The sequence below is a fragment of the Sphingomonas sp. Leaf25 genome, from assembly GCF_001421635.1.
Lineage (GTDB): Bacteria > Pseudomonadota > Alphaproteobacteria > Sphingomonadales > Sphingomonadaceae > Sphingomonas.
The window spans coordinates 62,627-77,340 of the sequence record NZ_LMKU01000001.1 but is presented as its reverse complement, the minus strand read 5'-3'; the positions used below and the strand labels follow the sequence as shown (position 1 = coordinate 77,340).

The following is a 14,714-nucleotide window of genomic DNA, read 5'->3' as shown; positions in this document are numbered from 1 at the left end:
CCCTCCGTCATTCCCGCGAAGGCGGGAATCCATACACGCAACCGGTTCGGCTCGATCCGCGACGCCAGCGTCTATGGATCCCCGCCTGCGCGGGGATGACGATCAGGCCGGTATCCCCTCAACAACACCGCATCACCCGGTCCTTGCCGCCGCCGTAGCGCCGTTCCACCCGGTCGCGATGGAACTCGGCCAGCGTCATCACCGGCTCGCCCGGATGCGCGGCGTTCCGATGCGCGACATAGGCGTCGTAATCGGGCACGCCGACCATCAGCCGCGCAGTCTGCGCCGCCCTATGCAGGAAGCGCATCGCCGACCTCGCGCGTGGTGGGGGTGTCGCTTGCCAGCGCGCGGCGCGCCCCGGCGATGCCGTAGAACACGATCGCCAGCACCACCGCGATGAAGAAGGCGCACAGGATCGCGTCGATCCGGTCGTTGAGGATGATCCGCTGCATCTCGGCGACGCTTTTGGCCGGGGCCAGCAACCGCCCTTCGGCGAGCGCGGTGGAGAATTGCTCGGCATGCGCCAGAAAGCCGATGCGCGGATTGGGGTGGAACAGCTTCTGCCACCCGGCGGTCAGCGTACAGATCAACAGCCACACGGTCGGCACGATCGTCACCCATGCATAGCGCTGCCGCTTCATCTTGAAGAGCAGCACGGTCGACAAGGTAAGCGCGATCGCCGCCAGCATCTGGTTGGAGATGCCGAACAACGGCCACAGCGTGTTGATCCCGCCCAGCGGATCGGTGACGCCGCTATAGAGGAAATAGCCCCATGCAGCCACGGCCAGCGCGGTCGCGATCAGGTTGGGCGCGGTGCGGCTGGTGTCCTTCATCACCGGCACCACGCTGCCGATCAGGTCCTGGATCATGAACCGCGCGACGCGGGTGCCGGCATCGACCGTGGTCAGGATGAACAGCGCTTCGAACAGGATCGCGAAATGATACCAGAACGCCATCATCCCCGGCCCGCCGATCACCTGGCTGAGGATATGCGCCATGCCCACCGCCAGCGTCGGCGCGCCGCCCGCGCGGCTCAGGATCGTCGTCTCGCCCACGTCGCGCGCCAGTTGGTCGAGCATCTGCGGCGTGACGGTGAAGCCCCATTCGCCGATCGCCCGCGCCGCCTCGACCGCCGTGGTGCCGATGAGCGCGGGCGGCGCGTTCATCGCAAAATAGACGGCGGGGTCGAGCACGCACGCGGCGATCAGCGCCATCACCGCGACGAAGCTTTCGGTCAGCATCGCGCCATAGCCGATGTAGCGCAAATGCCCCTCGCTCGCGATCATCTTGGGCGTGGTGCCGCTGGCGATCAGCGCATGGAACCCCGACACCGCGCCGCACGCGATGGTGATGAACAGGAACGGGAACAATGTGCCCGAAAACGCCGGCCCGGTCCCGTCGATGAACTTGGTGACGGCCGGCATCGCCAGTTGCGGCCGCACGATCAGGATGCCGAGCGCGAGTCCCGCGATCACCCCGATCTTGAGGAAGGTCGACAGATAATCGCGCGGCGCCAGCAACAGCCACACCGGCACGACCGAGGCGACGAAGCCGTACCCCATCAGGATCAGCGCCAGCGCCGGCCCGCTATAGGTGAACCACGGCGCCAGCGTCGTCGACCTTGCCACCGGCTCGCCGCCGACGATCGCCGCCATCAGCAGCACGAAGCCGATCGCCGACATCTCGGCGATGCGCCCCGGACGGATAAAGCGGCCGTAGATGCCCATCAGCAGCGCGATCGGGATTGTCGCGAACACGGTGAAGGTGCCCCACGGACTCCCGGTCAGCGCCTTGACCACCACCAGCGCCAGCACCGCGAGCAGGATGACCATGATCATCAGCACGCCGACCAGCGCGATGGTGCCGGGCACCACCCCCATTTCCGAGCGGATCATGTCGCCGAGCGACCGCGCGTCGCGCCGGGTGGAAAAGAACAGGATCAGGAAATCCTGCACCGCGCCGGCGAACACCACGCCCACCAACAACCAGAGCGTGCCGGGCAGATAGCCCATCTGCGCCGCCAGCACCGGCCCCACCAGCGGCCCCGCGCCGGCGATCGCCGCGAAATGATGGCCGAACAGGACATGGCGGTCGGTCGCGACGAAATCGAGCCCGTCGGCGCGGCGCACCGCCGGGGTGGGGCGATCGGGATCGACCGCCAGCACGCGCCGCGCGATGAACAGGCCATAGAAGCGATAGGCGATCAGATAGACGCTGAGCGCCGCGACCACGATCCACAGCGCGTTCACGCTCTCGCCGCGCGTCAGCGCGACCACGCCCAGCGCCCCCGCGCCGACCAGCGCCAGCACCGCCCAGCCCGCGCGCGCCGCCATCGTCGCCGGCAGGATCGGTGCCGGCTCGTCCGCTAATCCCGCTGCCGCCATCGCGCTCGCTTCCCCTGTCACGCCGGCCATGGCCGTCGGGCCGGTCGCGGCGGATCATGCCAGCAAAGCGGCGGTGGGCGAAAGGGCCTATGCGTCCTAAACCCTTCGGATACAATCGTATAATATATTTGATGTATATCAGTTTATGGACATATACTTTGCCCGAGTAGAAAACGGGGGAAATAAAATGACCGATTTCATGCGATTGTTGCGTGGTTCCAGCATGGCGACACTGGCGATCGGCCTTGCGATGCCGGCCTTTGCCCAGACGACGCCATCCGCCGATCCGGCCGAGGACGAAGCGATCATCGTGACCGGTTCGCGGCTGCCCAATCCGGGTCTGGTCAGCAACAGCCCGCTGACCGCGGTCGATGCCGCCGAGATCCGGTTGCAGGGCGCGATCAACGTCGAAAACGTGCTGAACCGCCTGCCGCAGATCACCCCCGATGCGAACGAGAACGTCTCGAACGGGGCGGACGGCACCGCGCGCGTCAACCTGCGCAACCTCGGCAGCAACCGCAACCTCGTCCTCATCAACGGCCAGCGGCTGTTGCCGGTGCAGGCGATCGACCTCAATTTCGTGCCCTCGACGCTGATCAAGCGGATCGACGTCGTCACCGGCGGCGCCTCGGCGGTCTATGGGTCGGACGCGGTGTCGGGCGTCATCAACTTCATCCTGCGCGACGATCTGAACGGCGTGAAGACCGACGTGCAATACGGCTTTTCGGCGCACCGGAACGACAATGCCGATCGTCGCGCGCTGGTCGCAGCGAACAGCTACGAACGCGCCACCCGCTCGCCGGTCGACGGGCAGCGGTTCGATGCCAACATCGCGTTCGGCGCGAACCTCGCCGACGGGCGCGGCAACGTCACCGCCTATTTCGGCTATCGCGACGTGCGGCCGATCCTTCAGGCCGACCGCGACGTGTCGGCCTGCGCGCTCGATCCCAACGGCGCGCTCGATGGATTCGTCTGCGGCGGATCGAGCAACAACCAGTATGGCCTGTTCCAGCCGCTGACCGGCCCCAATGCCGGCACCCGGTTCAACAACACCCGCGACGGCAACAAGACGTGGGTGCCGTATACTTCGACCTTCCGGTACAATTACGCGCCGCTCAACTATTTCCAGCGCAACGACACCCGCTACACCGCCGGTGCCTTCGCGCGGTACGAAGTGACCGACGCGGCCGAACTGTACGGCAGCGCGATGTTCATGGACGATCGCACCAATTCGCAGATCGCCCCGTCGGCGCTGTTCCAGGGCCGGACCTACAACGTCAACTGCAACAACCCGCTGCTCAGCGCGCAGCAGGCCCAGTTGCTGTGCGGCGGCGCGTACGGCACCGACACCACGGCGCAGGCGTTCATCGGCTATCGTCCGGTCGGCGGCAACGCCGCCCCGCGCCGCGACGATCTGCGCCACACCGACTATCGCTTCACCGGCGGGGTGCGCGGCGAGATCGCCGAGGGCATCCGCTATGACGCCAACGCGCTGTTCTCGACGGTCATCTACAACGAAACCTACAGCAACGACATCGATCCCGGCCGCGCCAACCGCGCGTTGCAGGCGGTGAACGTCAACGGCACGCTGACCTGCAAATCGGTGATCGACGGCAGCGATCCCGCCTGCGTGCCGATCGACGTGTTCCGCTATCAGGGGATCAGCGCGGCGGGCTTCAACTATATCTATGCTCCCACCTCGACCCGCGGGCTCGACAAGGAATCGGTGCTGACCGGCACGCTGACCGGCGACCTGACCAGCTACGGCGTGAAGTCGCCGTTCGCCGAGCGGGGAATCGGGCTGGTGTTCGGTGTCGAGCATCGTCGCGAATCGCTCGAATTCCGCGCCGACGCGCTCGCACGGCAAAAGGGCACGCGCGAGAGCGAGGGCCGGTTCGACGTGACCGAGGCGTTCACCGAAATCGGCCTGCCGCTGATCGAGGATCGTCCGTTCTTCAAGGAACTGCTGCTGACCGGCGGCTATCGCTATTCCAAGTACAGCGCGATGGACAAGGGCATCTCGACCTACAAGGGCGAGCTGTCGTGGGCGCCGGTCGCGTCGCTGCGCTTCCGGGGCAGCTACAACCGCGCGATCCGCGCGCCCAACGTCTCCGAACTGTTCGGCCCGCAGTTCCTGAACCTCGCGACGACGCAGGACCCGTGCGCCGGCGCATCGCCCGCCGCCAGCGCCACGGTGTGCGCGCGTACCGGCGTGACGGCGGCGCAATACGGCCGGATCAGCGAATGCCCCAGCGAACAGTGCGGCATCCAGCAGGGCGGCAATCCGATGCTGAAGCCCGAGGAAGCCGACACCTATACCGCCGGCTTCGTGTTCAGCCCGACCTTCCTGAAGGGCCTGTCGCTGTCGGTCGACTATTTCAACATCAAGGTGAAGGACTATATCGCTGGCATCCCCGCGACGCTGGCGATCAGCCAGTGCGTGTCGAGCGGCGATCCGTATTTCTGCGGGCTGTTCCGCCGCGATCCGGCGACCGGCGTGATCTTCGGCGACAACGGCTATATCGTCTCGACGTCGCAGAACACCGGATCGCTCAAGACCGCCGGCATCGACGTCACCGCCGACTATAGCGTGCGCACCGGCATCGGGCGGTTCGCTGTGCAGGCGGTCGGCACCTGGCTCGACCAGCTCATCACTCAGCCGCTGCCGGGTCTGGGCGAATATGACTGCGTCGGGCTGTTCGGTGCGACCTGCGGCCAGCCGACGCCCGAATGGCGGCATCAGGCGCGCTTTAGCTGGACCACGCCGGACGACATCACCACCTTGTCGTTCAACTGGCGCTACATCGGCGGCACCAGCCTGTCGCTCAACACCAAGGACCCGTTCCTGACCGGATCGACCTACAAGCTGAACGCCGAACTGCCCGCCTATAATTACTTCGATCTGGCGGCGTCGTTCCGGGTGAAGCAGGATATTTCGCTGCGCATGGGCGTGAACAACCTGCTCGACAAGGACCCGCCGGCGATCGCGCAGGGGCTGCTCGCCAGCTTCGGCAACGGCAACACCTATCCCGGCTTCTACGACGTCGCCGGCCGCTCGTTCTTCGTCGGTCTGACCGCCGAGTTCTGATCGGATGTCTGAAAATGCGTGAGCCCGCATTTTGCGGTGCCGGCCCGCTCCCCCTCCCGTCCACCCACGCAAGTATCCTGATGGGTGGTCGGGAGGGGGAGCGGGCCGGCACCGCCCTGAAATTCGCTTTCCCGCGAATTTCCAGACAGGCTCTGATACCGGTACGACCGGCGGGAGCGATCCCGCCGGTCCTTTTTGTTCGAGGCCGCATGACCCTTCGCGCGCGACGCCGTTTTCCGCTGCTGCTGGCGGCGCTGCTCGCCACCCCGGCCAACGCCCAGACCACGCCCCCGCCACCTGCCGAATGGGAACGGCCCGAGGTGATCCGCATCGGCGCCGAACCGATGCACGCGACCTTCGATGGCTATGAAAGCCGGGCCAAGGCGCTGGCGGGCGACCCCGCCGCCTCGCGCTATCATCTGTCGCTGAACGGCGACTGGGCGATGCAGCTCTCGCCCACGCCAGAAGCGCGTCCGGTCGGGTTCGAGGCCCCGTCCTACGACGTATCGCGCTGGGGAAAGATGGCGGTGCCCGGCATCCTCCAAGCGGCGGGGCATGGCGGGCCGGTGTTCGTCGGCAGCGGCTATCCGTTCCCACGCAACCAGCCGTTCATCGACCACAAGCTCAACGAGGTCGCCTCCTATCGCCGCGATGTCACCGTGCCGCCGCACTTCGCCGGCCGCCGCCTGTTCCTGACGATCGGTGCTGCGGGCGCGGCCTATTATCTCTGGGTCAACGGCATGCGCATCGGCTATTCCGAGGACAGCAAGCTTCCCGCCGAGTTCGACATCACCGCCGCCGCCAGACCCGGCCGCAACACGATCGCGATCGAACTCTATCGCTACGCCGATGGCAGCTATCTGGAGGATCAGGACTTCTGGCGCGTCAACGGCATCGAGCGCGGCGTGACGCTGTACGCCGCGCCACAGACGCGGTTGCGCGACCTGTCGGTCGAGGCGGGGCTCGACGCCGCCTATCGCGACGGGCGGCTGAGCCTCGGCATCAATACGGCCGGGGCAGGGGCGGGAACGCAGGTCCGCGCGACCCTGCTCGACGGCAAGCGCGACGCATGGACGCAGACCGCCCCGGTCGTGGCCGACCACGCGACGCTGACCGCCACCATCCCCGCCGTGCGCCGCTGGAGCGCGGAGACGCCCGACCTCTACACGCTGCTGGTCGAACTGCTCGACGCTCGCGGCCGGGTGGTCGAGGCGACCAGCCGCCGCATCGGTTTCCGCACCGTCGAGGTGGCCGGCGGCGAGGTGCGGGTGAACGGCCGCCGCATCATGATCCGTGGCGTCAACCGCCACGAACACGACCCGCACACCTTCCGTATCGTCTCCGAAGCGACGATGCGCCGCGACCTCGAACTGATGAAGCGCGCCAATATCAACGCGGTGCGCACCTCGCACTATCCCAATGATCCGCGCTGGTACGACCTTGCCGACGAGGTCGGCCTGTACGTGATGGACGAGGCCAATATCGAGAGCCACGGCTATCTCAGTCTCTCGCAGGAGCGCGACAACGACCCCTCGGTCCTGCTCGGCAACGACCCCAAATGGCGCGCGGCGCATCTCGACCGGGTGCAGCGCATGGTCGAGCGCGACCGCAACCACCCCTCGATCCTCTTCTGGTCGCTCGGCAACGAAACCGGCGTGGGGCAAAGCTTCGAGGATGCCGCCGCATGGGTCCGCGCGAACGACCCGACGCGGCTCATCAGCTTCCTCGGCTGGAGCATGAGCGGCTGGCGCCATCCGGTGAACCGCTATGTCGACATCTTCGCGCCGATGTACGACGACACGCTGAAACTCGCCGACTATGCGCGGCAGGGGGAGCTGAAACAGCCGCTGATCCTGTGCGAATATGCCCATGCGATGGGCAACAGCCTCGGCAACTTCGCCGACTATTGGGACGTGATCCGCGCCTACCCGAAGCTACAGGGCGGGTTCGTGTGGGACTGGGTCGACCAGACGGTGATCGCCAAGGATGCGCAGGGCCGCGACTATTTCGCGCAGGGGCCGGACTTCGCCAACAAGGGCGGCGACGACAGCCCGGTCGGCGACGGCGTGATCCGCTCCGACCGGACGCCCGACCCCGAATATCACGAACTGGCCAAGGTCCAGTCGCCGATCGCCTTTACCGAGGCCGCCGGACGCTACGCCGTCGTCAACCGCCACGACCATATCAACCTGTCGCGCTTCACGCTCGACTGGGAAGTGCTGGAGGACGGCCGCCCGGTCGCCAGCGGGGCGGTGCCGACGCCGATCGTCGCGCCGGGGCAGACCGCGCCGCTCGCCCTGACGCTGCCCGCCTTGCGCGACCGCCAGACCGAACGGCGGCTGGTGCTGCGCGCCCGCGCGAAGGCAGGGGCGATCCCGCTGGTGCCGGCGGGCCATGTCGTCGGCTGGGACCAGTTCGCGCTGTCGCCACCACGCGCGGTGCCGCTGCCTGGCGGGGTCGCGCCGGTCGCCGATGCCGACGTGCTGCGCCTCGCCAGCGGTGATGCGGTGCTGGAGATCGAGCGGGCGAGCGGCCTCGTCCGCCGCTACGCGCGCGGCGGCACGACTCTGCTGACCGGCGGCGCGCCCAATTTCTGGCGCGCGCCGACCGACAACGACATCGGCACCGGCGTGCTGAAGAGCCATGCGATGTGGAAGCAGTTCTCGAACAACCGCCGCGTCGATGGCGTGGGCGTGGAGGGCGACGCGATCGTCGTGCGCCACGACATGGGGGTGGGATCGGTCGACACCGTCACCCGCTGGACCATGGGCCGTGACGGCAGCGTCGGCGTGACGATGACCTTCACCCCGCACCGCGACACGCTGCCCGATCCGCTGCGCATGGGCCTCGCGTTCAGCGGTGCGCAGGGTTTCGACCGGATCGGCTGGTACGGGCGCGGCCCCCACGAAACCTATGCCGATCGCAAGGTGTCGGGGCTGATTGCCGAGTGGCACGGCACGCTCGCGGAACAGGCGCACGGCTATGCCCGCCCGCAGGAAACCGGCGCGAAACAGGACGTGCGCCGGGTGACGCTGAGCGGAACCGGCCTGCCGAGCCTGCGCGTCACCGGGGTCCAGCCGCTGTCGGTCAACGCGCTCGCCTTTCCCTATGCCGACCTCGAAACGAAGAAACACAGCAGCGAGATCACGGCCCACGGGCTGCCCAGCCTGTCGATCGACGCGGCGCAGGCCGGGGTCGGCGGCGATACCGGCTGGAACCTCGATGGACGACCGCACATGGCCTATCGCATCGCGCTCAGGCCCACGACCTTCGCCTTCACGATCGGCACCACCAAATGAGGGCGCTCCTCGCGCTCGCGCTGCTCGCCGCGCCGGTGGCGGCGCAGGACGTGCCGGCGCGGATCGACGCTTCGATCGCCTTGCGCGACCGCTGGCAATGGCTGACCCGCGACATCGCCGAACCGGCGCAGTGGGACGCGGACGGCCGCCATTTCCATTATCGCAAGACCGTCGAGGGCGGCTTCGCCTTCGTCGACGTCGATGCGGCCACCCTCGCCAAAACGCCCGCGTTCGACGCCGCTGCCATCGCCGCCGCGCTGACCAAGGCGGGCGGCGTGCCCGTAGATCCGCTGCGCCTGCCGTTCGATCGCTTCGCCTATGTCGACGGGCGCAAGGCGATCGAGCTGCCGGTCGGCGAGGTCCGTATTCGCTGCACGCTGATCCAGCCGGTCTGTGCGCGCCTCCCCGAACCGGTGCCGCAGCGCGACCGCGGTTTCGGCGTGGTGCGTGACCTGCGCCAGCCTGCAGACAACACGCCCCGCCGCTCGCCCGACGGCAGTCTCGAAGCACTGGTGGTCGACAATAATCTGGTGGTGCGCGCCGCTGGCGGCGGCGCGGAGAAGTGGCGCGCGCAGGACGGATCGCCCGGCGACTTCCACGATCCCGAAACGATCGCCTGGTCGCCCGACAGCCGCCATGTCGCGGTCTATCGCGTCCGCCCCGGCTATTCCCGGATGGTGACGCGCATCGTCGCCGCGCCACCCGGCCGGGTCCAGCCCGAGGTGGTCCAGCAACTCTATCCCAAGCCCGGCGACACCGTCGATCGCGAACAGCCGGTGCTGTTCGATGTCGCTACGGGCAGGCACACCGACATCGCCGACACGCTGTTCCCCAACGCCTATACGCTGAGCGCCCCCTATTGGCGGCCCGATGGGCGGACGCTGGCGTTCGACTATATCCGGCGCGGCTTCGGCGCGGCAAAGCGGATCGCGGTCGATGCCGCGAGCGGTCAGGCGCATGTCTCGGCGAGCGACGAGGCGACGACCTTCGTGTTTCGCGACCGCATCTTCACCCATGATCTGGGCAGGGACGGCGCGGAGCTGATCCAGACCTCCGAGCGCGACGGCTGGCGGCACCTCTATCTGGTCGACGGCCGCACCGGCCGGGTGAAGCGTCAGATCACCCGCGGCAAGTGGCTGGTGCGCGACATCGCCAAGGTGGACGAGGGCAAGCGGCAGATCTGGTTCTCGGCCAGCGGCTATGTGCCGGGCGAGGACCCCTATTACAAACACTGGTTCCGCATCGGTTTCGACGGCCGCAACCTCACGCGCCTCACCACCGCCGACGCGACGCACGAAGTCCGCTTCGCCCCCGACATGGGCCGCTATGTCGACACCTATTCGCGCAGCGACCTGCCCGAGACGAGCGAGCTGCACGGCCCCGACGGGCGGCTGGTCGCGGTGCTGGAGCGTGGCGACGTCGCCCGGCTGACGGCGGCGGGCTATCGTCCGCCCGAACGCTTCGTGGCGAAGGGCCGCGACGGCGTCACCGATATTCATGGGCTGGTCGTCCGCCCGCAGGATTACGACCCCGCCAGGCGCTATCCGGTGATCGAAAACATCTACGCCGGCCCGCACGACAGCTTCGTGCCGAAAGGCTTCTGGCCGTTCGGCCCCTATTCGGGCGGTGACAAGGTGATCGGCATGCAGGCGCAGGCCGATCTGGGCTTCATCGTGGTGATGATCGACGGCATGGGCACCGCCAACCGCTCGAAGGCGTTTCACGACGTCGCGTGGAAGAACCTCGCCGACTCGGGCTTCCCCGATCGCATCGCATGGCTGCGCGCGCTGGCGGCCAAGGATGCAGGCGTCGATCTCACCCGCGTCGGCATCTATGGCGGGTCGGCGGGCGGGCAGAGCACGCTGAACGCGCTGCTGTTCCACGGCGATGTCTACAAGGCCGGGGTCGCCTATGCCGGGTGTTTCGACAACCGCATGGACAAGATCGACTGGAACGAACAATGGCTCGGCTGGCCGGTCGATGCCAGCTATCTCGCCGGATCGGGCGTGGTCCATGCCGCCAGGCTGAAAGGCGATCTGCTGCTGGTCGTCGGCGAACAGGATTCGAACGTCGACCCCGCCTCGACGACGCAGGTCGTCGACGCGCTGGTCCGCGCAGGCAAACGCTTCGACCTGCTGGTCGTGCCCAACGGCGAACATGGCGCGGGCCGCTCGACCGGCCCGGTGCCCTATGCGATGCGCCGCCAGTACGACTTCTTCCTGCGCACGCTGCGCGGGGAGGGGGTGGGCGACTGGAACACGCGATAGGGTCGATCGACCTTCAGCCGCGTCGTCCCGCAACATTGCTCCCCTCCCTGACAAGGGAGGGGCTGGGGGTGGGTAGGCCTGCGAGGAAAGACGAGCGTTCCACAATCGACCAACCCACCCCCGCCCCCTCCCTTGTCAGGGAGGGGAGAAGCCGAACCTTTCGCGGAATGTCGATCCGTCCCAGATTGACAAACCCACCCCCGGCCCTATCGTATATGGTATTCATAGGGGATGGATATGCCGATCGACCGCCGCCGCTTCCTCGCCAGCGGTGCCGCGCTGCCGCTGGCCACGCTGCCCGCCGCCGCGCGGAGCATGACCGCCGCGCTGCCCGCGCATCCCAAACCGCTGCCCCTGTCGGCGGTGCGGCTGCGCCCGTCGGATTATGCCCGCGCGGTCGAGGTCAATCGTGCCTATCTGCTGCGGCTCGATGCCGACCGGCTGCTGCACAATTATCGCAGCTTCGCCGGCCTCGCCCCCAAGGGCAAAGTCTATGGCGGCTGGGAAAGCGACACCATCGCCGGCCACACGCTCGGCCATTATCTCTCCGGCCTCGCGCTGACCCATGCCCAGACCGGCTGCCCCGATTGCGCGGCGCGCGCCGCGTACATCATCGACGAGTTGGTCGCGTGTCAGGCCGCCGACGGCTATGTCGCCGGGTTCAGCCGCAAGCGCCGCGACGGCACGATCGTCAACGGGAAGGAAATCTTCCCCGAGATCATGGGCGGCGACATCCGCTCGGCCGGGTTCGATCTCAACGGCTGCTGGGTGCCGTTCTACAACTGGCACAAGCTCTATACCGGGCTGTTCGACGTCCTCGACCATATCGGCCCTTCGCCCAAGGCAACGGCGATCATGGTGGCCTTGGGCGGCTATATCGACCGGGTATTCGCCGCGCTCACCGACGATCAGGTGCAGCAGGTCCTCGCCTGCGAACACGGCGGGCTGAACGAGAGTTTCGCCGAACTCCATGCGCGCACCAACGACCCGCGCTGGCTCAAACTCGCCGAGCGCATCTACCATAAAAAAGTGCTGGTCCCGCTGACCGAGAAGCGCGACGAACTGGCCAATATCCACGCCAATACCCAAGTGCCCAAACTCATCGGCCTCGCCCGGCTGTACGAGATCACCGGCAATCCGGGCCACGCCACCGCCGCGCGCTTCTTCTGGGAGCGCGTCACGCGCCACCACAGCTATGTCATCGGCGGCAATGCCGACCGCGAATATTTCAGCACGCCCGACAGCATCGCGCAGCACGTCACCGAACAGACGTGCGAGCATTGCAACACCTACAACATGCTCAAACTCACCCGCCACCTCTATGGCTGGGCGCCCGACGGCGCGCTGTTCGACTATTACGAACGCGCCCACCTGAACCACGTCATGGCGCAGCAGGAGCCGGTGAACGGCGGCTTCACCTACATGACCCCGCTGATGACTGGTACGAAGCGCGAATATTCGGCCCCCGATGGCGAGGAATTCTGGTGCTGCGTCGGCACCGGCATGGAAAGCCATGCCAAGCACGGCGAGAGCATCTTCTGGTCGGGCGACGATACGCTGATCGTGAACCTCTATATCCCCGCCGACGCCGAGTGGGCGGCACGCGGCGCGCGGGTCGGTCTCGCCACCGACTATCCGTTCGACGGCCAGGCGACGCTGACCTTCACCACGCTTGGCAAAGCCGGCCGCTTCCCGGTCGCGCTGCGTATCCCCGGCTGGGCCAAGTCGGCCGAGATATTGGTCAACGACCGCCCGCACGATGCCGCCCGCGCAAGCGGCTATGCGGTGATCGACCGCCGCTGGAAGGCGGGCGACCGCGTCACCATCCGCCTGCCGCTCGACCTGCGGCTGGAGGCGACGCCCGGCGATGCGCAGACCGTCGCGGTGTTGCGCGGGCCATTGGTGCTGGCCGGCGATCTCGGCCGTGCCGACGGGACATGGGACCAGCCCGATCCGGCAATGGTCGGCGACGACCTGCTCGCCCAGTTCCAGCCCGTTGCCCTTGAGGAAGCGCAATATCGCACCGCCAGTCTCATCCGCCCCGGTGACCTCACCTTCGTCCCCTTCTATCGCCAATATGACCGGCGCAGCGCGGTCTATTTCCGCCGCTTCACCGATAGCGAATGGGCAGTCGAGGAAGCCGCCTTCCGCAAGCGGCAGGCCGACGAGCGTGAACTCGCCGCCCGCTCGGTCGACGTGATGCATCTGGGCGAAATGCAGCCCGAGCGCGACCATAATCTCACCTCGGACATTTCCTACCCGCTCAGCTATCGCGGCCGCGCCGGGCGCGATGCCCGCACCGGCGGCTTCTTCCAGTTCACCATGGCGGTAAAGCCCGGCCCATTGGTGCTGCAGGCGACCTATTGGGGCGACGAGGGCAAACGATCGTTCGACATCCTCGTCGACAATCAGCGCATCGCCACCCAGTCGCTCGACCGCAGCCGGCCGGGGACGTTCTTCGACGTCGACTATCCGGTCCCCGAACCGCTGACCCGCGGCAAGGCGAAGATCACCATCCGCGTCGTGCCGCATGACAAGAACACCGCCGGCCCGGTGTTCGGCATGCGCCTGTTCACCGCCAGGCCGGGCGTGACCGCATGAGCGATACCGTTCGCATGACGCTGGACGAGGTCCGCGACTATGCCCGCGCCACGCTGCGCCGCGTCGGTCTCTCCGAACCGCACGTCGTCGCGGTTGCCGAGACGATGGTGGCAGGCGAGCGCGACGGTTGCGGGAGCCACGGCCTCTATCGCCTGCTCGTCGCCGCGCACAGCGTCGCCAGCGGGGTGGTGGTGCCTGATGCGGTGCCGGTGCTGTCGCGCCCCAAGCCCGCGCTGGTCCGCGTCGACGGGCAGGGCGGCTTTGCGCAACTGGCGTTCGAGACGGGTCGCGAAGCACTGGTCGAGGCGACCCGTGCGAACGGCATCGCCGCCATGGCGCTCAACAACATCGTCCATTTCGCCGCACTCTGGCCCGAGGTCGAGGCGCTGGTCGCCGACGGCCTCGTCGCACTCGCCTTCACCCCCAGCCATGCGTGGGTCGCGCCGGCGGGCGGCACGAAGCCGGTGTTCGGCACCAACCCGATCGCGTTCGGCTGGCCGCGCCCCGGCCCCAACCCGTTCGTGTTCGACTTCGCGACCTCGATGGTCGCACGCGGCGAGATCGAGCTGCACCGCCGTGCCGGCAAGGCCATCCCGACCGACTGGGGCATCGACGCCGACGGCAATCCCAGCGCCGACGCACAAGCGGTACTGGCCGGCGCGATGCGGACGTTCGGCGGGCACAAGGGGTCGGCGCTGGCGGCGATGGTCGAACTGATCGCCGGGCCGCTGATCGGCGACCTGACCAGCGCCGAATCGATCGCGCGCGATGCGGGCCGCAAGGGATCGCCGATCGGCGGCGAACTGATCCTCGCGATCGATCCCGCCGGCTTCCTCGGCGACGCGGCGGCCGACCATCTCGCGCGTGCCGAGGCGATGTTCGAGGCGATCGAGGGGCAGGGCGCGCGCCTGCCCGGCAGCCGCCGCCACGCCGCCCGCGCGGTCAGTGAACGCGAAGGGGTGCGGGTGTCGCGGGCGCTGCTCACGGACATCGACGCAGTGGCAGGAAAGGCGAAGTGATGCGGAACGACACCCCTATCCCCACCCCGGACTGGTTCTGGGGTCCACCTCGCCAC

7 protein-coding genes are annotated in these 14,714 nt (G+C 67.7%); 5 read left to right on the top strand and 2 right to left on the bottom strand.

Annotated elements, in window-relative coordinates; genetic code table 11:
• Positions 1-118 precede the first annotated feature (118 nt).
• Both ASE78_RS00390 and ASE78_RS00385 read right to left on the bottom strand, forming a co-directional pair.
• On the bottom strand, positions 119-307 hold the full coding sequence (locus ASE78_RS00390; RefSeq protein WP_056491819.1) for a YbdD/YjiX family protein: 189 nt from the start codon (positions 305-307) through the stop codon (positions 119-121).
• Positions 291-2,333, bottom strand: coding sequence for a carbon starvation CstA family protein (locus tag ASE78_RS00385; protein WP_056491907.1), 2,043 nt, complete (start codon positions 2,331-2,333; stop codon positions 291-293). The genes ASE78_RS00390 and ASE78_RS00385 overlap by 17 nt, the downstream gene beginning before the upstream one ends.
• Positions 2,334-2,571: 238 nt before the next feature.
• On the opposite strand from ASE78_RS00385, the gene ASE78_RS00380 reads away from it, so the two are divergent.
• The 5 genes from ASE78_RS00380 (at position 2,572) to ASE78_RS00360 (ending at position 14,658) form a co-directional block, all read left to right on the top strand.
• Positions 2,572-5,472, top strand: a complete 2,901-nt coding sequence (locus tag ASE78_RS00380; protein ID WP_156351227.1) for a TonB-dependent receptor domain-containing protein — start codon at positions 2,572-2,574, stop codon at positions 5,470-5,472.
• Between the two features lie 209 nt (positions 5,473-5,681).
• Positions 5,682-8,771 (top strand): glycoside hydrolase family 2 TIM barrel-domain containing protein, encoded by a 3,090-nt coding sequence (locus ASE78_RS00375; RefSeq protein WP_056491816.1) that lies wholly within the window; start codon positions 5,682-5,684, stop codon positions 8,769-8,771.
• Positions 8,768-11,038, top strand: a complete 2,271-nt coding sequence (locus tag ASE78_RS00370; RefSeq protein ID WP_056491813.1) for a S9 family peptidase — start codon at positions 8,768-8,770, stop codon at positions 11,036-11,038. Before ASE78_RS00375 ends, ASE78_RS00370 begins: the two co-directional genes overlap by 4 nt.
• A gap of 237 nt (positions 11,039-11,275) precedes the next feature.
• The gene (locus tag ASE78_RS00365) at positions 11,276-13,639 is read left to right on the top strand and encodes a glycoside hydrolase family 127 protein (protein ID WP_056491901.1); all 2,364 of its coding nucleotides are present in this window, start codon (positions 11,276-11,278) and stop codon (positions 13,637-13,639) included.
• A complete protein-coding gene (locus tag ASE78_RS00360; protein ID WP_056491810.1) occupies positions 13,636-14,658 on the top strand; it encodes an Ldh family oxidoreductase in 1,023 nt (340 codons plus the stop codon). The genes ASE78_RS00365 and ASE78_RS00360 overlap by 4 nt, the downstream gene beginning before the upstream one ends.
• The last annotated feature ends 56 nt before the right edge of the window (positions 14,659-14,714 follow it).